Origin of the sequence: Hydrogenophaga sp. UC242_50 (assembly GCF_042697355.1) — a bacterium.
GTDB lineage: Bacteria > Pseudomonadota > Gammaproteobacteria > Burkholderiales > Burkholderiaceae_C > Hydrogenophaga.
Window position 1 is genome coordinate 213,246 of the sequence record NZ_CP170553.1, and the last position, 24,255, is coordinate 237,500.

The 24,255-nt window shown below is 62.3% G+C and carries 15 protein-coding genes, 2 tRNA genes, 5 rRNA genes and 1 pseudogene (1 of these 23 cut by a window edge); 5 read left to right on the plus strand and 18 right to left on the minus strand.

Annotated elements, in window-relative coordinates; all coding sequences use genetic code 11:
• Positions 1–69 precede the first annotated feature (69 nt).
• From ACFJGX_RS01120 to ACFJGX_RS01160, 9 genes and pseudogenes are all read right to left on the minus strand, one after another.
• On the minus strand, positions 70–966 hold the full coding sequence (locus tag ACFJGX_RS01120) for a M48 family metallopeptidase (RefSeq protein WP_382322995.1): 897 nt from the start codon (positions 964–966) through the stop codon (positions 70–72).
• 8 nt (positions 967–974) lie between these two features.
• Positions 975–1,715 (minus strand): lysophospholipid acyltransferase family protein, encoded by a 741-nt coding sequence (locus tag ACFJGX_RS01125; protein ID WP_382328842.1) that lies wholly within the window; start codon positions 1,713–1,715, stop codon positions 975–977.
• Between the two features lie 25 nt (positions 1,716–1,740).
• The gene (gmhB, locus tag ACFJGX_RS01130) at positions 1,741–2,325 is read right to left on the minus strand and encodes a D-glycero-beta-D-manno-heptose 1,7-bisphosphate 7-phosphatase (RefSeq protein WP_382162513.1); all 585 of its coding nucleotides are present in this window, start codon (positions 2,323–2,325) and stop codon (positions 1,741–1,743) included.
• Between the two features lie 7 nt (positions 2,326–2,332).
• Positions 2,333–4,453 (minus strand): glycine--tRNA ligase subunit beta, encoded by a 2,121-nt coding sequence (gene glyS, locus ACFJGX_RS01135; RefSeq protein WP_382322994.1) that lies wholly within the window; start codon positions 4,451–4,453, stop codon positions 2,333–2,335.
• 21 nt (positions 4,454–4,474) lie between these two features.
• Complete coding sequence (gene glyQ, locus ACFJGX_RS01140; protein WP_297395311.1) at positions 4,475–5,380, minus strand: glycine--tRNA ligase subunit alpha; 906 nt, start codon at positions 5,378–5,380, stop codon at positions 4,475–4,477.
• Positions 5,381–5,484: 104 nt separating this feature from the next.
• A complete protein-coding gene (gene lnt, locus ACFJGX_RS01145; RefSeq protein ID WP_382322993.1) occupies positions 5,485–7,314 on the minus strand; it encodes an apolipoprotein N-acyltransferase in 1,830 nt (609 codons plus the stop codon).
• A 62-nt stretch (positions 7,315–7,376) separates the two neighbouring features.
• Positions 7,377–8,243: an HlyC/CorC family transporter gene (locus ACFJGX_RS01150; protein ID WP_382322992.1), complete on the minus strand. Its 867-nt coding sequence runs from the start codon at positions 8,241–8,243 to the stop codon at positions 7,377–7,379.
• A gap of 93 nt (positions 8,244–8,336) precedes the next feature.
• Positions 8,337–8,956 (minus strand): annotated as a pseudogene (locus tag ACFJGX_RS01155) (GNAT family N-acetyltransferase).
• A 202-nt stretch (positions 8,957–9,158) separates the two neighbouring features.
• Entirely contained in the window at positions 9,159–9,632 is a 474-nt protein-coding gene (locus tag ACFJGX_RS01160; RefSeq protein ID WP_291113027.1) for an Lrp/AsnC family transcriptional regulator, read from the minus strand.
• Positions 9,633–9,748: 116 nt separating this feature from the next.
• On the opposite strand from ACFJGX_RS01160, the gene hppD reads away from it, so the two are divergent.
• Together hppD and phhA are read left to right on the plus strand one after the other, a co-directional pair.
• Complete coding sequence (hppD, locus tag ACFJGX_RS01165) at positions 9,749–10,870, plus strand: 4-hydroxyphenylpyruvate dioxygenase (protein ID WP_382162524.1); 1,122 nt, start codon at positions 9,749–9,751, stop codon at positions 10,868–10,870.
• Between the two features lie 11 nt (positions 10,871–10,881).
• On the plus strand, positions 10,882–11,736 hold the full coding sequence (gene phhA / locus ACFJGX_RS01170; RefSeq protein ID WP_382162527.1) for a phenylalanine 4-monooxygenase: 855 nt from the start codon (positions 10,882–10,884) through the stop codon (positions 11,734–11,736).
• A 114-nt stretch (positions 11,737–11,850) separates the two neighbouring features.
• Here the strand turns inward: phhA and ACFJGX_RS01175 are convergent, their stop codons facing one another.
• Together ACFJGX_RS01175 and ACFJGX_RS01180 are read right to left on the minus strand one after the other, a co-directional pair.
• Positions 11,851–12,567, minus strand: a complete 717-nt coding sequence (locus ACFJGX_RS01175; protein WP_382327578.1) for an esterase/lipase family protein — start codon at positions 12,565–12,567, stop codon at positions 11,851–11,853.
• 79 nt (positions 12,568–12,646) lie between these two features.
• Positions 12,647–13,054 carry a hypothetical protein gene (locus ACFJGX_RS01180; RefSeq protein WP_382322990.1) on the minus strand — a complete coding sequence of 136 codons (408 nt, stop codon included), beginning with the start codon at positions 13,052–13,054 and terminating at the stop codon, positions 12,647–12,649.
• A 19-nt stretch (positions 13,055–13,073) separates the two neighbouring features.
• Between ACFJGX_RS01180 and ACFJGX_RS01185 the strand changes: the two genes are divergently transcribed.
• The 3 genes from ACFJGX_RS01185 (at position 13,074) to ACFJGX_RS01195 (ending at position 16,243) form a co-directional block, all read left to right on the plus strand.
• Entirely contained in the window at positions 13,074–13,454 is a 381-nt protein-coding gene (locus tag ACFJGX_RS01185) for a hypothetical protein (protein ID WP_382322989.1), read from the plus strand.
• 111 nt (positions 13,455–13,565) lie between these two features.
• A complete protein-coding gene (locus ACFJGX_RS01190) occupies positions 13,566–15,266 on the plus strand; it encodes an AMP-binding protein (RefSeq protein WP_382327580.1) in 1,701 nt (566 codons plus the stop codon).
• Between the two features lie 14 nt (positions 15,267–15,280).
• Positions 15,281–16,243 (plus strand): MBL fold metallo-hydrolase, encoded by a 963-nt coding sequence (locus ACFJGX_RS01195; protein WP_382322988.1) that lies wholly within the window; start codon positions 15,281–15,283, stop codon positions 16,241–16,243.
• 112 nt (positions 16,244–16,355) lie between these two features.
• Here the strand turns inward: ACFJGX_RS01195 and rrf (ACFJGX_RS01200) are convergent.
• From rrf (ACFJGX_RS01200) to ACFJGX_RS01230, 7 genes are all read right to left on the minus strand, one after another.
• Positions 16,356–16,468, minus strand: a 5S ribosomal RNA gene (gene rrf / locus ACFJGX_RS01200).
• Positions 16,469–16,636: 168 nt separating this feature from the next.
• Positions 16,637–19,516 (minus strand): 23S ribosomal RNA (locus tag ACFJGX_RS01205).
• 372 nt (positions 19,517–19,888) lie between these two features.
• A tRNA-Ala gene (locus tag ACFJGX_RS01210) sits at positions 19,889–19,964 on the minus strand.
• Between the two features lie 27 nt (positions 19,965–19,991).
• Positions 19,992–20,068, minus strand: a tRNA-Ile gene (locus ACFJGX_RS01215).
• Positions 20,069–20,171: 103 nt separating this feature from the next.
• Positions 20,172–21,700: ribosomal RNA gene (locus tag ACFJGX_RS01220) — 16S ribosomal RNA — on the minus strand.
• 348 nt (positions 21,701–22,048) lie between these two features.
• Positions 22,049–22,161, minus strand: a 5S ribosomal RNA gene (rrf, locus tag ACFJGX_RS01225).
• A 168-nt stretch (positions 22,162–22,329) separates the two neighbouring features.
• Positions 22,330–24,255, minus strand: a 23S ribosomal RNA gene (locus ACFJGX_RS01230); it runs 953 nt beyond the window's last position.
• Together the 16S, 23S and 5S rRNA genes with 2 tRNA genes alongside form the textbook arrangement of a ribosomal RNA operon.

A 24,255-nucleotide genomic window follows, 5' to 3' on the forward strand; every position in this document is an offset into this window, starting at 1 on the left:
ACGTTTACGTCAACGTCAGGCGGCGATCTTAACGGAATCGCTCTGCGGCGAGACCCGCACGCCGGGGTGTCATTCGTCCAGCGGCACGGCCGCCTCGCGCAGCGCGCGGCGGCGCTGGGCGTGGTCGGGCAGGACCCGCGCGACCACATCCCAGAACTGCGGGCTGTGGTCCATGTGGTGCAGATGGCTGAGCTCGTGCACCACGACGTAATCGATCATGTCCAGCTTGAGGTGGATCAGGCGCCAGTTCAGGCGGATCGACCCGTCGGCGCTCGCGCTGCCCCAGCGCGTGCCGGCGCTGGACAGGCGCAGCTTGCTGTAGCGCACGCCCAGTTGTGGCGCGAAGTGGTCCAGGCGCTCGATGAACAGGGCCTTGGCCCGCTTCATCAGCCAGGCCTGTGCAGCGTCGCGGATCTGCGTTTCCTGGGCATTGCGGGCCAGCCCCATGCGCAGCGTCGCCAGGCCACCCGGCGCCACCGCCGGCTCGAACACCCCGCCCACCTGCGTGAAGGTGTGCGTGGGGTCGAGCACCAGGCGCATGCGCTCACCGAGGTAGTCGAACTCGACCCCATCGGCCCAGCGGATGCGCGCCTGCTCCATTTCGCCGGCGCGCTGGCGGGCGCTCTGCAGCTTCTCCAGCACCCAGGCCGACTTGTCGTGCAGCAACGCCTCGACCTCGCCCACCGGCGTCCAGCGCGGCGCGCTCACGCTCAAGCCGTCGGTGCTGACCGACAGGCCGATGGTGCGGCGTTTGCCGCGCTTGAATTCGTAGGCCACCTCGCAGGCGCCCAGCCGCAGCATGCGGTTGGCGCGCGGGTGGTGCCAGGCCGCCGGTTGGAACACCTGGGTCATGGGCAGGGCCGGGGGTGCGGCCACCGCGGGCGGCGGTGGCGGCGATGCGGGCCGCTGGGGCTCGGGCGCGGGGGCGCCAAGGAAGTCGAGCGCCAGTTGCACGAAGCGCTGCATGGCGGTGCTCAGGCGGTGCGGTAGGCCTCGGGATCGAGGCGGCGCATTTCCGCTTCGATCCAGGCCTCGACCTCGCGCATCAGCTCGTCGGGCTCACGGCCCTCGCTGGGGATGGGCTTGCCGATGGAGAACTCCACCGTGCCCGGCCGCTTGATGAAGGCCTTGCGCGGCCAGCACTTGGCCGAGGTGACCGCGATCGGGATCACCGGCGCGCCCGTGCGCACGGCCAGCCGCGTGCCACCGCTCTTGTACTGGCCCTTCTGGCCGCGCGGGATGCGCGTGCCCTCGGGAAACATGATGACCCAGGTGCCCTGGTTGAGCAGGCGCTGGCCTTGTTCGACCACCCTGTTGAAGGCCTGGGCGCGCTTGCTGCGGTCGATGTGGATCATGTCCATCCGGCTCATGGCCCAGCCGAAGAAAGGCACGTAGAGCAGTTCCTTCTTGAACACGTAGGCCAGCGGGTGCGGCATCAGCGCGGGCATGCAGAAGGTTTCCCAGGTGGACTGGTGCTTGAGCAGCAGCACCGCCGGCGCGGTGCTGCCCACCGGCAGGTTCTCGAAGCCGATCACCTCGTTGCGGATGCCCAGGATCAGCTGGCCGCTCGCCACCGCGAGCTTGAGCCAGCCCGCGCACATCCAGTAGATCTGCGTGCTGTTGAGAAACGGCGCGGCGATCAGCACCGCGAGCGCCCAGGGCACCACGGTCACGGCCATGAACAGGGTGTGCAGGACCGAGCGCAGCAGATGGATGAGGATCATGTTGGGGAATCGAGGATCAGGTGGTGGGCTGCGCGAGCAGCCAGTCGGCGAAGGCGCCGAGGTCGTCGTGGGGGTGCGTGCCGGGCGGCAGGTCGGGCGCGAGCGCCGCGAGGTCCACGGCCGCCCCCGAGCCCAGGCGGCCCCGCAGGTGTTCGGACTTGCCCGTCATCAGCAAATGGGTGCGGCAGCCCGCCGCGGCGGCCGCGCGCACGTGGCGCATCGCGTTGCCGGCCGCATGCACCGTGGCCAGCGGCATGCCGAACCGCGCGCCGATCTGCAGGAACAGGCCGGGCGCGGGCTTGCGGCAGGCACAGGCGTCTTCGGGCGCGTGCGGGCACATGAACACCGCCTCCACGCGCGCCCCGGCCGCAGCGAGCTGGCGGTGCATCTTGGCGTGGATGGCGTTGAGCGAAGCCATGTCGAACAGGCCCCGACCGATGCCGGACTGGTTGGTGGCCAGCACGATGCGCCAGCCACCCTGGTTGAGCCGCGCCACCGCCTCGAGCGCACCGGGCAATGGCTCCCACTCGTCCGGCGAGGCGACGTAGTCGTCCCGGCTGCGGTTGAGCGTGCCGTCGCGGTCGAGGATGAGCAGCTTCATGGTGGTGTCAGGTCGCCAGACGGGACAGGTCGGCCACGCGGTTCATGGCGTGGTGCAACTCGCGCAGCAGGCCGAGGCGGTTGGCCTTGAGCGCGGGGTCGTCGGCGTTGACCATCACGCCGTCGAAGAAGGCATCGACCGGCGCGCGCAGCGCGGCGAGCGCCTGCAACGAGCCGGTGTAGTCCTCGGCGTCGAACTTCGCGTTGGCGGCGGGCACGGTGGCCTGCATGGCGGCGGACAGCCCCTTTTCGGCGGCCTCGACCAGCAACGCTTCCTTCACCGCCGCACCCTCGCCTTCGGCCTTCTTGAGGATGTTGGCGATGCGCTTGTTGGCGGCGGCAAGCGCGGGCGCTTCGGGCAACGCGGCGAACGCGCGCACGGCCTGCAGGCGCAGGGCCACCTCGCCCAGGCGCGACGGGCGCAGGGCCAGCACGGCATCGACCTCCTGGGCGCTGTAGCCCTGCTCGCGCAGGCCACCGGCGAGGCGGTCGTAGATGAAGTCGGACAAGGCCGCACTGGGGTCGGTGATCAGCGCGCCGAAAGCGGGCACGGCCGATTGCAACAGGGCGCTCAGATCGATCGGAAGGTTCTTCTCGACCAGCATCCGCACCACGCCCAACGCATGCCGGCGCAGCGCAAACGGGTCCTTGTCGCCGGTGGGCAGGTTGCCGATGCCGAACATGCCGACCAGGGTCTCCAGCTTGTCGGCCAGCGCCACCACCACACCGGTCGTGTTGCGCGGCAGCTCATCGCCGGCAAAGCGGGGACGGTAGTGGTCTTCGATCGCGAAGGCGATGTCCTCGGTCAGGCCATCGTGGCGCGCGTAGTAGCCGCCCATGATGCCCTGCAGCTCGGGGAACTCGCCCACCATGTCGGTCAGCAGGTCGGTCTTGGCGAGCTGCGCGGCGGTGTCGGCCTGTTGCTCGAGCACCTCGCCCCCCAGTTGCTGGCCGATGGCCCGCGCGATGGCGCGCACGCGCTCCATGCGCTCGCCCTGCGTGCCGAGCTTGTTGTGATAGACCACCTTGCCCAGGCCGTCGACGCGCGAGGCCAGCGTCTTCTTGCGGTCCTGGTCGAAGAAGAATTTGGCATCGGCCAGGCGCGGGCGCACCACGCGCTCGTTGCCGCCGATCACCGCGCTCGGGTCCGCCGGGCTGATGTTGCTGACGACCAGGAAACGGTGGGTCAGCTTGCCCTGGGCATCGAGCAGCGGGAAGTACTTCTGGTTGGCCTTCATCGTGAGGATGAGGCATTCCTGCGGCACATCGAGGAACTGGGTCTCGAACTCGCAGATGAGCACGTTGGGCCGCTCAACCAATGCGGTCACTTCGTCCAACAGTGCGCCGTCCTCGATCGGCCGGCAACCGCCGCCCACCTTCGCGGCGGCCGCCGCGAGCTGGCGCGCGATCTCGGCCTTGCGTTCGGCGAACGAAGCGATCACCGCGCCGTCTTGGGCGAGCGTGGCGGCGTAGCTGTCGGCGTCCGTCAGCACCACCGGCGAGACCAGCGCCTCGAAGCGATGACCCTGCGTGGTGTGGCGCGCGGTCAGCCCCAGCGCCTTCACCGGCACGACGCTGCCGCCATGCAGCGCGACCAGGCCGTGCGCGGGGCGCACGAAGTTCACGCTGCTCCAGCCGGGCAGTTCGCAATCGGTCTCGAGCTGGTAGCTCATGACCTTGGGGATCGGCAGCTTGGCAATGGCTTCATCCAGCGCCTTCTGCAAGCCGACGGCCAGTTCAGCCCCGGGCGCGATGCTGTCGTGGAACAAGGCCTCGGCCTTGCCGTCCGGCGCGCGCTTGAGGCCGGCCACGGCCGACGCGTCGGCGCCGAGCGCGGCCAGGCGCTTGAGCAGGGCGGGCGTGGGCTGGCCGTTGGCGTCCAGCCCCACGCTCACGGGCATGAGCTTCTGCGACACGGCCTTGTCGGCCGCGCGCGCCAGCACGCCGGTGACGTGCGCGGCCAGGCGGCGCGGCGAGGCGAAGGCGGTCACGGCCGCATCGGCCGGCGCCAGGCCCTGGGCCTTGAGCTGGTCACCCAGCACGGTGGCGAAGGCATCGCCGAGTTTCTTCAGCGCCTTGGGCGGCAGCTCTTCGACAAACAGCTCAACGAGCAGGTTCTGTGCGGTCATTCTTGTTCTTTCACCCGGCGCTCACGCGGCCTTCTTCACCATCTGTTCCACCCACTCGCGCGGCGCCATGGGGAAGCCCAGGCGCTCGCGGCTGTCGTAGTAGCTCTGCGCCACGGCGCGCGCCAGGTTGCGGATGCGGCCGATGTAGGCGGCGCGCTCGGTCACGCTGATGGCGCCGCGCGCGTCCAGCAGGTTGAAGCTGTGCGCGCACTTCAGCACCTGCTCGTAGGCGGGCAGCGCGAGCTGTTGCTCCATCAGGTGCTTGGCCTGTTTTTCGTGCGCGTTGAAGGCGGTGAAGAGGAAGTCGGCGTCGCTGTGTTCGAAGTTGTAGGCCGACTGTTCCTTCTCGTTCTGCAGGTAGACGTCGCCGTAGCTCAGCGTGTCCGTCCATTTGAGGTTGTAGACGTTGTCCACGCCCTGCAGGTACATGGCCAGGCGCTCCAGGCCGTAGGTGATCTCGCCGGTGATGGGCTTGCAGTCGATGCCCCCCACTTGCTGGAAGTAGGTGAACTGCGTCACTTCCATGCCGTTGAGCCAGACCTCCCAGCCCAGGCCCCAGGCGCCGAGTGTGGGGTTCTCCCAGTCGTCCTCGACGAAGCGGATGTCGTTTTTCTTCAGGTCGAAGCCCAGGGCCTCCAGGCTGCCGAGGTAGAGCTCGAGGATGTTGCTCGGCGCGGGCTTGAGCACCACCTGGTACTGGTAGTAGTGCTGCAGGCGGTTGGGGTTTTCGCCGTAGCGGCCGTCCTTGGGGCGGCGGCTGGGCTGCACGTAGGCGGCCTTCCAGGGCTCGGGGCCGAGCGCGCGCAGGAAGGTGGCGGTGTGGCTGGTGCCGGCACCCACCTCCATGTCGTAGGGCTGCAGCAGCGCGCAGCCCTGGGCGTCCCAATAGGACTGCAGTTTCAGAATGATGTGCTGGAAGGTCAACATGCGAAAGAAGCCGGGAACGAAGCTCGGCCGAGGGATGGTCTGGGTGGGGGCGTGGCGCGGCATCGCGCCAGGAATGCCCCAAGTGCCCGATTTTACGGGCGCGCTCAGCGGCGGCGGGTGCGCCCGCCCCGGCGGCCCAGGTTGCGGGTGGAGGCGATCAGCAGCGCCAGCACGGCGCAGACCACCCACAGGGGCACCAGGCCCCAGCGCGCGGTCCACTGTGCGTACGGCGTGAGGCCGCTGCGGCCCTGCACCGTGGCCTCCAGGCGACCGCGCGTGAGCCGCTGCAGCTCGTGCGTGACCTGGCCCTGGTGGTCGATGACGGCCGTGGCGCCGGTGTTGGTGGCGCGCAGCATGGGCCGGCCCAGCTCGATCGCGCGCAGGCGCGAGATCTGCAGGTGCTGGTCGATCGCGATGCTGTCGCCGAACCAGGCGATGTTGCTCAGGTTGACCAGCACGGTGGGCGCGGCCGTGGGATCGCGGAACGAGGCCGCGAGCTCTTCGCCGAACAGGTCTTCATAGCAGATGTTGGGCGCCACGCGCTGCCCCGACACCGCCCAGGCCGGCTGCGCCAGGGCGCCCCGGTTGAAGTCACCGAGCGGGATGTTCATGAGATCGGTGAACCAGCGGAACAGCGGCGGAATGAACTCGCCGAAGGGCACCAGGTGGTGCTTGTCGTAGCGGTACAGGCCGTTGTCCGGCGTGTCCAGCCGGGGCTGGGCCTGCAGTCGATGGGCCGAGCCCGAGTGGATCCCCCAGACCGAGTTCGTGTAGCCCCGCTCCATGCTGCCCAGCGGCAAGCCCACCAGCGCGCCGACGCCGGTGCCGGCCGGTTGCTCGGCCAGGTGTCCCAGCAGCGGCTGCCAGAAGTCGGGGCCCAGTTGGCCGGGCAGCAGGGGAATGGCGGTTTCCGGCGCGACCACCAGCTGCGGGCCGGTCGCGGAACTGCGCGCGGCCTGCACGGCCTCGGTGATCTGTTGGGGGTACCAGTTCAGCGCCTGGGCCACGCCCGTGCCGGGCTCGAATTTCTGATCCTGGGCGATGTTGCCCTGCAGCAGCCACACCCGCAACTCGCCCGTCGCGGCGGTGTCCCGGTGACCCAGGCCGCGCCACGCCGTGCCGCCGCCGATCAGGCTCACCAGCAGCACCCCCACCACCAGGAACAGGGCCAGCGACCGCAGCACACCGGGCCAGCCATCGGCCATGCCCGGCACCAGGCGCGCCTGCACGCGGGGCGCCGGCGCTACCATGCCCCCCGCCGTGCGGCCCACCGGCCGGCTGACGGGCGACTGCATCCAGGCGCTGAAGCGCCGCCAGAGGCCGGAGACGATGGAGGCCAACGAATAGGCCAGCACGGCCGCCAGGAAGCCCATGCCATAGACCCCCACCAGCGGTGCCCAAGGGGCCATCAGGTCAACGTGCGCGTAGCCCCCCGCGCCCCAGGGGAAACCGGTGAACCAGTGGCCGCGCGCCAGTTCGGCCAGCGTCCAGAGTGAGGCGAACATCAGCCCTTGAGCGGTGCGCGACACCGGCGCCCAGGCGCAGAGGAAACCCACCACCACCGCGTAATAGATCGACAGCAACCCCGCCAGCGCGAGCACGGCCAGCACCGCCAGCCAGGCGGGCAGGCCGCCGTAGGTGTGCAGGGAAATGAACAGCCACCAGAAGGTGCCCGCCAGCCAGACAGTGGAAAACACCCAGCCACGCCACACCGCCTGCCCCACCCGGGTGGCGTACTGCAGCGCCAGCACCAGCAGCGCCAGCGAGGCGATCTGCCACCAGCCATTGGGCTGGCCCTGCACGGCGCCCGGCAGGCTCCAGCCCGCGAAAGGCCAGGCGATGGAGGTCGCCTGCAAGGCACCGCCCAGCAGGCACACGAGGAACCAGGCGAAACCGCTGCCGCGCGCGTTGCGCCCGGGCGGGCGGCGGCTCATCGGGTTGAAACTCGACGGCGTGTGGAGTGACCCGAAAAGGCTTCGCATGGGGTTGGGCGGGCTCAGGCCTCGCCCGGCACGGGCATGACCTTGAACCACTTCACGGCGCCGCCCTTGGTGTGCAGCACGGTGAAGCGCAGGCCGTCGAGCGCATGGACTTCGCCCCGCTTGGGCACGTGGCCCATGGCGTGGGCGATCATGCCGCCGATGGTGTCGAAGTCTTCTTCGGACAGTTTCAACCCGAAGGATTCGTTGATGCGCTCGATCGGCGTGTCGCCGCTCACGCGCCAGGTGCCGTCGGCCAGGGCGAAGATGTCGCCATCGTCCTCGGCCACGTCGAATTCGTCTTCGATCTCGCCGACGATTTCCTCGAGCACGTCCTCGATGGTGATCAGGCCGGCCACGCGGCCAAACTCGTCGATCACGATCGCCAGGTGGTTGCGGTTGCCGCGGAACTCGCGCAGCAGATCGTTGAGGCCCTTGCTTTCGGGCACGAAGGTGGCCGGGCGCAACAGCGCGCGGATGTTGAGCGCGGGCGCGCGCTGCAGCTTGAGCAGGTCCTTGGCCAGCAGGATGCCGATGATGTTCTCGCGCTCACCCTCGAACACCGGAAAGCGCGAGTGCGCGGTGTCGATGACCAGGTGCAGCAGTTCGTCGAAGGGCGCATCGATGTCCAGCACATCCATGCGCGGGGCGGCCACCATCACATCCCCGGCGGTCATGTCCGCGATGCGGATCACGCCTTCGAGCATGACGCGCGACTCGGCGTTGATGATGTCGTTGTCCTCGGCCTCGGCGAGGGTTTCGATCAGCTCGTCCTTGGAATCCGGTCCGGGATGGATGAATTCCGCAAGCTTTTGCAGAAAACCACGTTTGTCGGCATGCCGCAGGCTGCGCTGCGGCCCGCTACTGGGAGGGGAGTCGGCCACTGAAGGATGGGGGGAGGTTGTAACAGGGCGGAAGGATACCCCATGCGGGTGTCGGCGCGCAAAGCCGCGCGGGCCCCGCGGCCCCGGACGGGCTCAGCCCCGGACGCGCTCGCGTGCTTCGCGCACGCCCTGGCGGATGTCCTGCAGCACCGACAGAAAGCCCCAGAACTGCTTGGCCTGGGCCTTGAGGTGGTAGTCGGTGATCGCACCTGCTCGTTGACCATTTCTGTCACGCGCGAGTCGAAGTCCGCCGGCGGCAACCGCAGGTGCGCCTCGGACTCGGAGCCGTCGCGCTCGATCACCGCGCCAGCACGGCGGGCGATCTTGAGCATCGCTGTGTTTTCCGACAGCGCATGGATGAACAGCATCTGCACGCCCTCGTTGCGTGCGTGCATGACGGCGCGCTCGAACAGGCGGCCGCCGTAACCCCGGCCACGCGCATGTTTGACCACCGACACGCCGAACTCGGCGCAGCTGGTGTACTGGGGGGCGAGCGAGAACGCGAGGTGGGCCATGGCGATGAGCTCGAGCCGGCGGTTGAAGATGCCGAAGAGCTCGTCGCGGTCGAAATTGAGCTGCGCCACGTAGCGGCGGATCTGCTCGTCGTTGGCGGCATACCCGAAGCGCAGGTAGCGGTCGTTCGTATCCAGTTCCAGGAGGTGCGCCTCGATGCGGTCGATCTGCCCGGGACCGATCGACCGGATCGGCACCATCACCGGGTTCGATTTGTCCCCGCGCTCGGGCGTGCCGCCGGTGGACGACGAAGCGCGCACCTCGGCCTGCGCCTGCAGCGGCGTCGACTTGAACCAGCGAGTGGGATCAACCATGGGCACGAATGTACGGGTTATCCCTATAACGACAAGGACGCAAACCCCTAAACCCGCGGGAACCCGACGGACGGGGACGAAAACACCCTCACAACGGCAAAGCCGTGGTGCTTTTCACGCGGTCCATCACGAAACTGGTCTTGCAATCCTGCACGCTGGGGTGCTTGAGCAGGGTGTCCATGATGAAGCGCGAATAGGCGGCCATGTCGGCCACCACCAGGCGCAGGTGGAAGTCCATGTCGCCCGTGAGCGCGGCGCATTCCACCACCTCGGGCCACGACAGCACGCTGGCGCGGAACAGGTCCATGGGGTTGCGCTTGGCGCTGTCGGAATGTTTCTCGAGCCGCACGCTCACATGGGCGGTCAGCCCCAGCCCCACTGCCTCGGGCCGCACCAGGGCCACATAGCGGTCGATGACGTGCGCCTCCTCCAGCCGCTTCACCCGGCGCAGCACAGCGCTGGGCGAGAGGCCCACCGCTTCCGCGATCTGGTCGTAGGTGGCGCGGCCGTCGGCCTGCAGGCTGCGCAGAATGTGGCGATCAAGCTTATCGAGTGCTTCCATGCGCGTCATTTTGCAAGATTCCTGCAATTCAGACGAGTGGCGCGCCCCAAAACGCCGGAATCGTGACACCCTGCGCCGATACAGTGGCCCACTGCCCACACACAATGGAGACCGCCATGAACACGCCTTTGCCCGCCGCCGCCCAGACCGCCGCCCCCCCATGGGACAACCCCATGGGCACGGACGGCTTCGAATTCATCGAATACGCGGCGCCCGATCCCGTGGCGATGGGCGCGCTGTTCGAGCGCATGGGTTTCAAAGCGATCGCAAAGCACCGCCACAAGGCCGTCACCCTGTACCGCCAGGGCGAGATCAACTTCATCATCAACGCCGAACCCGACAGCTTCGCGCAGCGCTTCGCGCGCCTGCACGGTCCCAGCGTGTGCGCGATCGCCTTCCGCGTGGCCGATGCCAAGGCGGCCTACGAACGCGCCATCTCGCTCGGCGCCTGGGGCTATGCGCAATCGGCCGGGCCGGGCGAACTGAACATCCCGGCCATCAAGGGCATCGGCGATTCGATCATCTACTTCATCGACAAGTGGCGCGGCAAGAACGGCGCCAAGACGGGCGACATCGGCAACATCGGTTTCTTCGATGTGGACTTCGAGCCCCTGCCCGGTGCCGAACTCAACCCCGTCGGCCACGGCCTGACCTACATCGACCACCTGACGCACAACGTGCACCGCGGCCGCATGGAGGAGTGGGCGGGCTTCTACGAACGCCTGTTCAACTTCCGAGAGGTGCGCTACTTCGACATCGAGGGCCAGGCCACCGGCGTGAAGAGCAAGGCCATGACCAGCCCTTGCGGCAAGATCCGCATCCCGATCAACGAAGAGGGCAACGAGAAATCGGGGCAGATCCAGGAGTACCTAGACCGGTACCACGGCGAGGGCATCCAGCACATCGCCATGGGCTCGACCAACCTGTACGACACGGTGGACGCGCTCGAACTCAGCGGCGTGAAGCTGCTCAACACCAGCGAGACCTACTACGAGCTGCTGCCCAAGCGCATCCCGAACCACGGCGAAAACCTCGAGGCCCTGAAGCAGCGCAACATCCTGGTGGACGGCACACCCGGTGAACTGCTGCTGCAGATCTTCAGCGAGAACCAGCTCGGCCCGATCTTCTTCGAGTTCATCCAGCGCAAGGGCAACCAGGGCTTCGGCGAAGGCAACTTCAAGGCCCTGTTCGAGACCATGGAGCTCGACCAGGTGCGCCGTGGCGTGCTCAAGGCCTGAGGGCAGACGCGATGGCCGTTGAACCCGTCGTCTATGGCGCCAGCGACCGCCCGCCGCGCGGCGACTACTCGCGTGCGCGGGGCGACTACACCTGCCCACAGAACTGGGCCTCGTACACCGAGGCCGACCACGACACTTACCACCGCCTCTACGAGCGCCAGACCGCGCTGCTGCCGGGCCTGGCCTGCGACGCCTTCATCGAGGCCCTGCCTTCGCTGGGCGTGAAGGACCGCATTCCCCGCTTCGAAGAGATCAACGAACGCCTCAAGCCCGCGACCGGCTGGGAAATCGTGGCCGTGCCCGGCCTGATTCCCGAGCGGCCCTTCTTCGACCTGCTGGCGAACCGCCGTTTCCCGGTGACCGACTGGATCCGCACGCCGGCCGAGTTCGACTACATCGTCGAGCCCGATGTGTTCCACGACCTCTTCGGCCACGTGCCGCTGCTGTTCAACCCGGTGTTTGCCGACTACGTGCAGCGCTACGGGGCGGGTGGCCTGAAGGCCCACGATCTGGGCGCCGGCGAGCTGCTCTCGCGGCTGTACTGGTACACGATCGAGTTCGGCCTGATCCGCCAGGACGACGGGTTGCGCGCGTACGGCGCCGGCATCCTGAGTTCGTCGGGCGAACTGCGCCACAGCGTCACCAGCCCGCAACCCCAGCGCATCGCGCTTGATCTGCTGCGCTGCATGCGCACGCGCTACAAGATCGACGACTACCAGGCCACCTACTTCGTCATCGACAGCTTCGACCAGCTGTTCGAAATGACGGCGCCCGACTTCGCGCCGCTCTACAAGGCGGTGCGTTCGCTCGGCGACCTGCCAGCCGACGCCACGATCGCCAGCGACTCGTCCATCACCCTGGGGTGAAAGGCCAGCGCCACGTGGGCCGCACCGGGCACCAACCGGTTGTCGGCCCCGGGCAAGGTGGCGGTGGAAGCCGGGAACACGATGTTGTCGGCATTGGAATACCAGCACACGAAGTCAGCATAGGTGTCCTGCGGCTGGATCTGCGCTTCGCGCCGGGCCAAGGCCGCCAGCCAGTGCCCGTCCTGCCGCATCTGCCGGCCGTTGCGCACACCGGCTGAAGCGCCCCAGCCAGGTGCCTCGGTGCGGACTGCCGATGGTGATGACCTGGTGCACCGGCGTGTCCGGCTCGGCCGCCCGCCACGCCCGGGCAACAAGGCCACCCATGCTGTGGCACACCAGCACGGGGGGACGGCCCGTGAGGGCCTGGGCGCGCCGCACGGCGTCGCTCATGAGGGGCCCGTAGTCGTCGATGTCGCCGAACACCGGCTCGAGGTTGACCGACACATAGGGCACGCCCTGGCTGCGCAAGCGGCGCATCCAGGGCAACCACAGGCCTCGATTGCACACGAAGCCGTGCACGAAGACCACAGCGGGCACCGGGCCTTCGCGCGGGTCGACGTCGTCCGGCAGGCTCGCCCAGAAGAAGGGTTGGCGCCAGGCAAACACCTGCGGCGCCACGCGAATCTCCTGCCACCAGGCGCCCGCCAAACCCTGCCATCCCGCCGGGGGTGCGGCATCGCCCCGGTTCAGCCGGGCCGCGGCCAGCCCCTCCAGGGCGAGCACCAGCGCATAGCCGCCCAGCGACAACAAGGCGCCCACCACAGCCACCGTGGGGGATCGCGGCCACCAGAAGAACACCCACGCCACCACGAACACCAACGTACCAAGCACCAGCGCCTGCTGCAAGCGGGCCAGGCTGGAGCGGGGAACGTGTCTTGGGGGGGGCTGCGTCGGAGGGGACATGGCCGAACTATCTCACGGAGTGGGCGGTCCGAATTAGACTGGCACACCGCTTCTGCCTGAGCCCGCGATGACCCAGAACCCCAGCGCCGCCGACCGCATCCGCACGCACCTGGCGCGTGTCAGTGATCTGCGCCAGCAAGCCCGCACGGCAGGCCTCGACCGGGCGGTGAACGAGGTGAAACGGCTGCAGGCCCGGCGCTTCCGCGCCACGTACGCCGACTTCCTTGAGCACCCGGTGTATGCCCCCGCGACCCGCTTCTTTCTGGATGAGCTCTACGGCGTGCACGACTTCGCCCGGCGCGACGCGCAATTCGCCCGCATCGCCGGCGCGTTGGAACGCCTGTTCCCGGAAGCCGTGGCCCAGCTCGCGGTGGATCTGGCCGAGACCCATGCCTTGACCGAGGTGCTCGACCACCACATCGCCAACGCACTGGTTGCCGCAGGACGCCACGCTGTCCCCTGCCCTGCGCTACACGCGCGCCTGGCGGCTGACCGGCGACCGCGATGCGCGCGCGCGCCAACTGGCGGTCGTGCAGCACATGGGGCGCGAGTTGCAGCGCCTCACCCGCATGAAGCCCTTGCGGCTGGCCTTGCGCATGATGCGCAACCCGGCCCGCGCGGCGGGCCTCGATGCCTTGCAACATTTCCTGGAAGGCGGCTTCGATGCCTTCGCGTCCCTGGGGGATGCACGGAACTTCATCGACACCATCAGCGCACGGGAATCGCGTTGGATCAGCACCCTGTTCGACGAGGGCGAGGGCGCCTGCAGCGCGGCACTGTCCGCCGAGCTGGCCAGAGCGCCTGAGACCCGTTGAGGTCTCCGGGATCCCGTGTGCTTTGGGTGACAGCGCCTTAGGGCTGGCCCGGTATGCACCCGGGCGCCGGCTTGCCAGAATGGTCCATCCCTCTCTGTCACAGCGAAACCCATGACCCGACCCTGGCTCACCCAATACCCCGAAGGCGTTGCACCCGAGGTGACGCCCGAACGTTACCGCTCATTGGCCGACCTGCTCGAAGAGTCGTTCAAGCAACATGCCCGCCAGCCTGTGAGCGTGTGCATGGAACAGTGGATGAGCTATGGCGAACTGGACGGCCTGAGTGCCGCCATGGGGGCCTGGCTTCAGGGCCGAGGCTTGGTGCCAGGTGCGCGCGTGGCCATCATGCTGCCGAATGTGCCGCAGTTCCTGATCACCATGGCCGCGATCGTGCGCGCTGGCTACACCGTGGTGAACGTCAATCCGCTCTACACCGCGCGAGAACTGGAGCACCAGCTCAAGGATTCCGGGGCTCAGGCCATCGTCATCCTGGAGAACTTCGCCCACACGCTCGAACAGGTGATCGACCAGACCTCGGTGGAGCACGTGGTCATCGCCAGCCTGGGCGACCAGCTGGGGTTCTGGTACGGGCGCTGGATCACGTTCGCCGTGCGGCATCTCGCCAAGATGGTCCCGGCCTACAAGCTGGCCCGAACAGGCCCCCTGGGCGAGCGCACCATCGTGAACTTCCGCCACGTCATCGCCGAAGGCAGTGGCATGCGCCTCCAGCCCACCAGCGACACCTTGGACTCTGTGGCCTTCCTGCAGTACACGGGAGGCACCACCGGTTTGTCCAAAGGCGCGGTGCTCACCCACCGCAACATCATCGCCGCCATCCTGCAGGCCGAAGCCTGGTTCAAGCCCGCGCTGCAAAAGGTCGGCGACCTGCGGCAGGTCAACGGCATCGCGGCGCTGCCGCTGTACCACATCTTTGCGCTGACCCTGAGCCTGCTCACCATCCGCTGGGGGGCGCACATGACCCTGGTGCCCAATCCGCGCGACATCCCGCAACTGGTGCGCACCCTCAAGCGGCGCGCATTCCACGTGCTGCCCGCGGTGAACACCTTGTTCAATGCCCTGCTGCAGAACCCCCAGTTCCGTCAATTGGATTTTTCGAATCTCGCGCTGTCGCAGGCCGGGGGCATGGCCGCGTCGGAAGGCACGGCACGGCAATGGAAGGCCGTCACCGGCTGCACCATGATCGAAGGCTGGGGCATGAGCGAGACCTGCGCCATCGGGACCAACAACCCGGTCACCAGCCAGCAGTTCAGCGGCACCATCGGCCTGCCTCTGCCTGGCATTGACATCGCGATCAAGGACGACGAAGGCCGCAGCGTGGCGCTGGGTGAAACCGGCGAGATCTGCATCAAGGGGCCGAATGTGATGGTGGGCTACTACCAGCAACCCGATGAGACCGCACGCGCGTTCACACCCGATGGTTTCATGCGAACGGGCGATGTGGGGGTCATGGACCCGCAGGGCTTCACGCGCATCGTCGACCGCAAGAAGGACATGATCCTCGTTTCCGGCTTCAACGTGTTCCCCAGTGAGCTGGAGAACGTCATCTCGCTGTGCCCGGGGGTGCTCGAGTGCGCGGCCATCGGCATCGAGGACGACAAGCAAGGCGAGGCGGTCAAGGTGTTTGTGGTGCGTTCGGACCCCACCCTGCGCGAGGAAGACGTGGCACGTTACTGCCAGGACAACCTGACCGGCTACAAGCGGCCCAAGCTCATTGAATTCCGGGACGAGCTGCCGAAGAGCAACGTGGGCAAAATACTTCGGCGCGCCTTGCGCACGCCAGTTGCCCACTGAGGCACTCTCACTGCATGCCATCCCATTCTTCACCGGCACCGATCGACGACCCCCATTCAACCCTTGCCAACGCCGGTGTCACCTGCCTGGAACGGGGCTGGCTGTCGGCCAACAACATCCTGATTCGAGGCGAGGGCCCTACCGCGTTGGTGGACTCGGGTTATTCGGCGCATGCGCCTCAGACGCTGGCGCTCGTGGCGGCCAACCTGGAGGGGGCGCCGCTGGATCTGCTCCTGAACACGCACCTTCACAGCGACCATTGCGGCGGCAATGCCGAACTGCAGCAAGCCTATCCTGCATTGCGCACCCTGATACCGCCTGGTCAGGCCGCTTCGGTCGCGAATTGGGATCCAGTGGCCCTGACCTTTGAGCCTACGGGCCAGTCTTGCCCTCGGTTCACGCACCAAGGTTTGCTGACGCCAGGCACCTCCATTCGCCTGGGTTCACTGAATTGGCATATCCACGCGGCCAAGGGGCACGATCCTCATTCCATCGTCCTCTTCCAGGCCGAGCATCGGCTGCTGATTTCGGCGGATGCACTGTGGGAAAACGGCTTCGGCATTGTCTTTCCCGAGCTCGAAGGCGTTTCAGCGTTTGATGAGGTGGCGGCCACCTTGGATCTCATGGAAGCACTCACCCCCACGACCGTTATCCCCGGACATGGCCGGGTCTTCAATGATTTTTCTGGAGCACTCGCCCGTGCGCGCAGCCGCTTGGAACAGTTCGTGACCCAACCCGACAAGCACCGGCGACATGCCTTGAAGGTGCTGATCAAGTTCAAGCTGCTGGAGTGGCAATCCGTGTCGATGGACGCCTTGCTGGATTGGGTGCTTGCCACCAGCTACTTTTTCAACACCATGCCGCAGGCAGTGCGTCACGACAGAATACAGACCCGCGAATGGCTGGATCAGTTGCTGATCGAGCTTGAACGAAGCCAATCCCTGTTCAGAAACGGGGACATGGTCATCAATCGATAGATGGGCAGGTCAATAGGTCTGCTGCGACGCGACCCTTTGAGAAACTTCAGCCCATAAATGCCCAAACCCCCCAGGTGTCGAAGACACGAGGGGGTTTGGGGGCTGGGTAAGAGCCTGACGATGACCTACTTTCACACGGGAACCCGCACTATCATCGGCGCAAAGGCGTTTCACTGTCCTGTTCGGGATGGGAAGGAGTGGGACCACCTCGCTATGGTCGTCAGGCATAACTTGTTGTTCGGGCTGCGCACACGCACAACCTGAACGAATTCATAGAGCTTCGAATCAGCTATTTTGATTGCAGCCAACGATGGACTCATTGCTGAGCCTTCGGGCATAACATGACTTTTCAGTCGGATGACATTTGACTCTGATGATTTTCATCAAAGTTATAGGGTCAAGCCGCACGAGCAATTAGTATCAGTTAGCTTAACGCATTACTGCGCTTCCACACCTGACCTATCAACGTCCTGGTCTTGAACGACTCTTTAGGGGGCTCAAGGCCCCGGCAGATCTCATCTTGGAACGAGTTTCCCGCTTAGATGCTTTCAGCGGTTATCTCTTCCGCACTTAGCTACCCGGCAATGCCACTGGCGTGACAACCGGTACACCAGAGGTGCGTCCACTCCGGTCCTCTCGTACTAGGAGCAGGCTTCCTCAAATCTGCAGCGCCCACGGAAGATAGGGACCAAACTGTCTCACGACGTTTTAAACCCAGCTCACGTACCTCTTTAAATGGCGAACAGCCATACCCTTGGGACCGGCTACAGCCCCAGGATGAGATGAGCCGACATCGAGGTGCCAAACACCGCCGTCGATATGAACTCTTGGGCGGTATCAGCCTGTTATCCCCAGAGTACCTTTTATCCGTTGAGCGATGGCCCTTCCATACAGAACCACCGGATCACTATGTCCTGCTTTCGCATCTGCTCGACTTGTCAGTCTCGCAGTTAAGCACGCTTATGCCATTGCACTATTAGCACGATGTCCGACCGTACCTAGCGTACCTTCGAACTCCTCCGTTACACTTTGGGAGGAGACCGCCCCAGTCAAACTGCCTACCATGCACTGTCCCCGATCCAGATAATGGACCTAGGTTAGAACCTCAAACACACCAGGGTGGTATTTCAACGTTGGCTCCACAAGATCTAGCGACCCTGCTTCAAAGCCTCCCACCTATCCTACACAGATCTGTTCAAAGTCCAATACAAAGCTACAGTAAAGGTTCATGGGGTCTTTCCGTCTTTCCGCGGGGAGATTGCATCATCACAAACATTTCAACTTCGCTGAGTCTCAGGAGGAGACAGTGCTGGCCATCGTTACGCCATTCGTGCAGGTCGGAACTTACCCGACAAGGAATTTCGCTACCTTAGGACCGTTATAGTTACGGCCGCCGTTTACTGGGACTTCGATCAAGAGCTTGCACCCCATCAATTAATCTTCCAGCACCGGGCAGGCGTCACACCCTATACGTCCACTTTCGTGTTTGCAGAGTGCTGTGTTTTTAATAAACAGTCGCAGCCACCAATTTTTTGCAACCCATTCATGCTCAGATGTTCTCATCACATTACTAGGGCACACCTTCTTCCGAAGTTACGGTGTCAATTTGCCGAGTTCCTTCTCCTGAGTTCTCTCAAGCGCCTTAGAATACTCATCTCGCGCACCAGTGTCGGTTTGCGGTACGGTCAATTACAAGCTGAAGCTTAGTGGCTTTTCCTGGGACCTCGTTCAGTTACTTCGCGAGCAAGCTCGCTCGATCGACAGCCTCGGTATATGACACGCGGATTTGCCTACGTGTCGCCTACATCTGTCTAAACCGGCACATCCAACCGCCGGATAACCTATTAAGATCCGTCCCCACATCGCACTTGTAATCGGTACAGGAATATTGACCTGTTTCCCATCAGCTACGCATCTCTGCCTCGCCTTAGGGGCCGACTCACCCTACGCCGATGAACGTTGCGTAGGAAACCTTGCGCTTACGGCGAGGGGGCTTTTCACCCCCTTTAACGCTACTCATGTCAGCATTCGCACTTCTGATACCTCCAGCATCCTTTACAAGACACCTTCACAGGCTTACAGAACGCTCTCCTACCACTTGCAATAAATTGCAAATCCGCAGCTTCGGTAACTGGCTTAGCCCCGTTACATCTTCCGCGCAGGACGACTCGATCAGTGAGCTATTACGCTTTCTTTAAATGATGGCTGCTTCTAAGCCAACATCCTGACTGTTTTAGCCTTCCCACTTCGTTTCCCACTTAGCCAATTTTAGGGACCTTAGCTGGCGGTCTGGGTTGTTTCCCTCTTGAGTCCGGACGTTAGCACCCGGTGCTCTGTCTCCCAAGCTGTACTCATCGGTATTCGGAGTTTGCCTTGGTTTGGTAAGTCGCCATGACCCCCTAGCCAAAACAGTGCTCTACCCCCGACGGTAATACTTGAGGCACTACCTAAATAGTTTTCGGAGAGAACCAGCTATTTCCAAGTTTGTTTAGCCTTTCACCCCTATCCACAGCTCATCCGCTAGTTTTGCAACACTAGTCGGTTCGGACCTCCAGTACCTGTTACGGCACCTTCATCCTGGCCATGGATAGATCACTTGGTTTCGGGTCTACACCCAGCGACTGAATCGCCCTATTCGGACTCGATTTCTCTACGGCTTCCCTATTCGGTTAACCTTGCCACTGAATGTAAGTCGCTGACCCATTATACAAAAGGTACGCAGTCACCCCTTTCGAGGCTCCTACTTTTTGTAAGCACGCGGTTTCAGGATCTATTTCACTCCCCTCCCGGGGTTCTTTTCGCCTTTCCCTCACGGTACTTGTTCACTATCGGTCGATGATGAGTATTTAGCCTTGGAGGATGGTCCCCCCATATTCAGACAGGATTTCTCGTGTCCCGCCCTACTTGTCGTTAGCTCAGTACCACACAGGTCTTTTCACGTACGGGGCTATCACCCGCTATGGCCGCCCTTTCCAAAGCGTTCCGTTAAGTCTTGTGCTATCACTAACAGGCTCTTCCGATTTCGCTCGCCACTACTTTCGGAATCTCGGTTGATGTCTTTTCCTCGAGCTACTGAGATGTTTCAGTTCACCCGGTTCGCCTCGCATGACTATGTATTCATCATGCGATACCTACTGCTAGGTGGGTTTCCCCATTCGGAAATCTCCGGATCAAAGCTAATTTGCCAGCTCCCCGAAGCTTATCGCAGGCTATCACGTCCTTCGTCGCCTATCATCGCCAAGGCATCCACCACGTGCTCTTATTCACTTGACCCTATAACTTTGACATCTCACCAGGTCTCGCAACCCAACAAGATACAAAATCACATCAAGCAAATGTCTGTCAGGTCTTTCACCTGACGCGTTATGCCGTTTCAATTCGCATCTTTCGATCAAATTGAATATTCGTTGACGCAATCAAAAAATGTTGCTGATGGCACGGTGCACATGAAACCTTTACGAATATGTGCTTTCCATCAGCAACGCTGATTCGACTCTATGAATTTTTAAAGAACAGCCGTGGCGATCTTGCGATCGCCTGTCAATCGATGGATATCAATCAACATTAAAACATCCTCAACCAGACTGGCCAAGATGCTTTGATGTAGATTTATCAGACAAGAACGTCACCGGAGCAACGTTGTTTTGGTGGAGGATGACGGGATCGAACCGACGACCCCCTGCTTGCAAAGCAGGTGCTCTCCCAGCTGAGCTAATCCCCCAGGATAACTTGCGCTCATTGGAGGGGATGGTGGGTCTGGTTGGTCTCGAACCAACGACCCCCGCCTTATCAAGACGGTGCTCTAACCAACTGAGCTACAGACCCAAGCCGGTCGCTTGATCTCTCCAGGCCTAAGCCCGAATCGCTGGCGACGTCCTTCCAACAACCGATAAGTGTGAGCGTTTGAGCTTGATTGCTCTTTTTCCAGAAAGGAGGTGATCCAGCCGCACCTTCCGATACGGCTACCTTGTTACGACTTCACCCCAGTCACGAACCCCGCCGTGGTAATCGCCCTCCTTGCGGTTAGGCTAACTACTTCTGGCGAGACCCGCTCCCATGGTGTGACGGGCGGTGTGTACAAGACCCGGGAACGTATTCACCGTGACATGCTGATCCACGATTACTAGCGATTCCGACTTCACGCAGTCGAGTTGCAGACTGCGATCCGGACTACGACTGGCTTTATGGGATTAGCTCCCCCTCGCGGGTTGGCAACCCTTTGTACCAGCCATTGTATGACGTGTGTAGCCCCACCTATAAGGGCCATGAGGACTTGACGTCATCCCCACCTTCCTCCGGTTTGTCACCGGCAGTCTCATTAGAGTGCCCTTTCGTAGCAACTAATGACAAGGGTTGCGCTCGTTGCGGGACTTAACCCAACATCTCACGACACGAGCTGACGACAGCCATGCAGCACCTGTGTTACGGCTCTCTTTCGAGCACTAAGCCATCTCTGGCAAATTCCGTACATGTCAAAGGTGGGTAAGGTTTTTCGCGTTGCATCGAATTAAACCACATCATCCACCGCTTGTGCGGGTCCCCGTCAATTCCTTTGAGTTTCAACCTTGCGGCCGTACTCCCCAGGCGGTCAACTTCACGCGTTAGCTTCGTTACTGAGTCAGAAGAGACCCAACAACCAGTTGACATCGTTTAGGGCGTGGACTACCAGGGTATCTAATCCTGTTTGCTCCCCACGCTTTCGTGCATGAGCGTCAGTGCAGGCCCAGGGGATTGCCTTCGCCATCGGTGTTCCTCCGCATATCTACGCATTTCACTGCTACACGCGGAATTCCATCCCCCTCTGCCGCACTCCAGCCTTGCAGTCACAAGCGCAATTCCCAGGTTGAGCCCGGGGATTTCACGCCTGTCTTACAAAACCGCCTGCGCACGCTTTACGCCCAGTAATTCCGATTAACGCTTGCACCCTACGTATTACCGCGGCTGCTGGCACGTAGTTAGCCGGTGCTTATTCTTACGGTACCGTCATGTGCCCCAGGTATTAACCAGAGCCTTTTCGTTCCGTACAAAAGCAGTTTACAACCCGAAGGCCTTCTTCCTGCACGCGGCATTGCTGGATCAGGCTTGCGCCCATTGTCCAAAATTCCCCACTGCTGCCTCCCGTAGGAGTCTGGGCCGTGTCTCAGTCCCAGTGTGGCTGGTCGTCCTCTCAGACCAGCTACAGATCGTCGGCTTGGTGAGCCTTTACCCCACCAACTACCTAATCTGACATCGGCCGCTCCAATCGCGCGAGGCCTTACGGTCCCCCGCTTTCATCCATAGATCGTATGCGGTATTAGCGCAGCTTTCGCTGCGTTATCCCCCACGACTGGGCACGTTCCGATGCATTACTCACCCGTTCGCCACTCGTCAGCACCTTGCGGCCTGTTACCGTTCGACTTGCATGTGTAAAGCATGCCGCCAGCGTTCAATCTGAGCCAGGATCAAACTCTTTAGTTCGATCTTGAAATTACTCATAAAAACGGAATTGAAGTGAACTTCACTTCTATTCTCATGAGCGTTTAAAGTCTTGCGACTTGGACTCTTTCGAGCCCGTTTTCGCAATCGCCTTCAAACGCCCACGCTTATCGGCTGTATGTTTTTAATGATCCTCGCAAACCCAGCGGCTCTCACCACCTTCGTCTGCTTGCTTAGCTGCGATCAGCTGAGCCTCGTATTATGACACAGTTTTTGGTCGTTTTGCAAGAGACTTGAAAATCTCTTCAACCGAAAACCATACCCTTACACTTATAAATGCCCAAACCCCCAGGTGTCGAAGACACGAGGGGGTTTGGGGGCTGGGTAAGAGCCTGACGATGACCTACTTTCACACGGGAACCCGCACTATCATCGGCGCAAAGGCGTTTCACTGTCCTGTTCGGGATGGGAAGGAGTGGGACCACCTCGCTATGGTCGTCAGGCATAACTTGTTGTTCGGGCTGCGCACACGCACAACCTGAACGAATTCATAGAGCTTCGAATCAGCTATTTTGATTGCAGCCAACGATGGACTCATTGCTGAGCCTTCGGGCATAACATGACTTTTCAGTCGGATGACATTTGACTCTGATGATTTTCATCAAAGTTATAGGGTCAAGCCGCACGAGCAATTAGTATCAGTTAGCTTAACGCATTACTGCGCTTCCACACCTGACCTATCAACGTCCTGGTCTTGAACGACTCTTTAGGGGGCTCAAGGCCCCGGCAGATCTCATCTTGGAACGAGTTTCCCGCTTAGATGCTTTCAGCGGTTATCTCTTCCGCACTTAGCTACCCGGCAATGCCACTGGCGTGACAACCGGTACACCAGAGGTGCGTCCACTCCGGTCCTCTCGTACTAGGAGCAGGCTTCCTCAAATCTGCAGCGCCCACGGAAGATAGGGACCAAACTGTCTCACGACGTTTTAAACCCAGCTCACGTACCTCTTTAAATGGCGAACAGCCATACCCTTGGGACCGGCTACAGCCCCAGGATGAGATGAGCCGACATCGAGGTGCCAAACACCGCCGTCGATATGAACTCTTGGGCGGTATCAGCCTGTTATCCCCAGAGTACCTTTTATCCGTTGAGCGATGGCCCTTCCATACAGAACCACCGGATCACTATGTCCTGCTTTCGCATCTGCTCGACTTGTCAGTCTCGCAGTTAAGCACGCTTATGCCATTGCACTATTAGCACGATGTCCGACCGTACCTAGCGTACCTTCGAACTCCTCCGTTACACTTTGGGAGGAGACCGCCCCAGTCAAACTGCCTACCATGCACTGTCCCCGATCCAGATAATGGACCTAGGTTAGAACCTCAAACACACCAGGGTGGTATTTCAACGTTGGCTCCACAAGATCTAGCGACCCTGCTTCAAAGCCTCCCACCTATCCTACACAGATCTGTTCAAAGTCCAATACAAAGCTACAGTAAAGGTTCATGGGGTCTTTCCGTCTTTCCGCGGGGAGATTGCATCATCACAAACATTTCAACTTCGCTGAGTCTCAGGAGGAGACAGTGTGGCCATCGTTACGCCATTCGTGCAGGTCGGAACTTACCCGACAAGGAATTTCGCTACCTTAGGACCGTTATAGTTACGGCCGCCGTTTACTGGGACTTCGATCAAGAGCTTGCACCCCATCAATTAATCTTCCAGCACCGGGCAGGCGTCACACCCTATACGTCCACTTTCGTGTTTGCAGAGTGCTGTGTTTTTAATAAACAGTCGCAGCCACCAATTTTTTGCAACCCATTCATGCTCAGATGTTCTCATCACATTACTAGGGCACACCTTCTTCCGAAGTTACGGTGTCAATTTGCCGAGTTCCTTCTCCTGAGTTCTCTCAAGCGCCTTAGAATACTCATCTCGCGCACCAGTGTCGGTTTGCGGTACGGTCAATTACAAGCTGAAGCTTAGTGGCTTTTCCTGGGACCTCGTTCAGTTACTTCGCGAGCAAGCTCGCTCGATCGACAGCCTCGGTATATGACACGCGGATTTGCCTACGTGTCGCCTACATCTGTCTAAACCGGCACATCCAACCGCCGGATAACCTATTAAGATCCGTCCCCACATCGCACTTGTAATCGGTACAGGAATATTGACCTGTTTCCCATCAGCTACGCATCTCTGCCTCGCCTTAGGGGCCGACTCACCCTACGCCGATGAACGTTGCGTAGGAAACCTTGCGCTTACGGCGAGGGGGCTTTTCACCCCCTTTAACGCTACTCATGTCAGCATTCGCACTTCTGATACCTCCAGCATCCTTTACAAGACACCTTCACAGGCTTACAGAACGCTCTCCTACCACTTGCAATAAATTGCAAATCCGCAGCTTCGGTAACTGGCTTAGCCCCGTTACATCTTCCGCGCAGGACGACTCGATCAGTGAGCTATTACGCTTTCTTTAAATGATGGCTGCTTCTAAGCCAACATCCTGACTGTTTTAGCCTTCCCACTTCGTTTCCCACTTAGCCAATTTTAGGGACCTTAGCTGGCGGTCTGGGTTGTTTCCCTCTTGAGTCCGGACGTT

Excerpts from the sequence above, each read along its gene's own strand:
- ACFJGX_RS01120 (WP_382322995.1), bottom strand. The coding sequence starts at position 966 with ATGCAGCGCTTCGTGCAACTGGCGCTCGACTTCCTTGGCGCCCCCGCG.
- gmhB (WP_382162513.1), bottom strand. The coding sequence starts at position 2,325 with ATGAAGCTGCTCATCCTCGACCGCGACGGCACGCTCAACCGCAGCCGG.
- glyS (WP_382322994.1), bottom strand. The coding sequence starts at position 4,453 with ATGACCGCACAGAACCTGCTCGTTGAGCTGTTTGTCGAAGAGCTGCCG.
- glyQ (WP_297395311.1), bottom strand. The coding sequence starts at position 5,380 with ATGTTGACCTTCCAGCACATCATTCTGAAACTGCAGTCCTATTGGGAC.
- lnt (WP_382322993.1), bottom strand. The coding sequence starts at position 7,314 with ATGAGCCGCCGCCCGCCCGGGCGCAACGCGCGCGGCAGCGGTTTCGCC.
- ACFJGX_RS01160 (WP_291113027.1), bottom strand. The coding sequence starts at position 9,632 with ATGGAAGCACTCGATAAGCTTGATCGCCACATTCTGCGCAGCCTGCAG.
- hppD (WP_382162524.1), top strand. The coding sequence starts at position 9,749 with ATGAACACGCCTTTGCCCGCCGCCGCCCAGACCGCCGCCCCCCCATGG.
- phhA (WP_382162527.1), top strand. The coding sequence starts at position 10,882 with ATGGCCGTTGAACCCGTCGTCTATGGCGCCAGCGACCGCCCGCCGCGC.
- ACFJGX_RS01190 (WP_382327580.1), top strand. The coding sequence starts at position 13,566 with ATGACCCGACCCTGGCTCACCCAATACCCCGAAGGCGTTGCACCCGAG.
- ACFJGX_RS01195 (WP_382322988.1), top strand. The coding sequence starts at position 15,281 with ATGCCATCCCATTCTTCACCGGCACCGATCGACGACCCCCATTCAACC.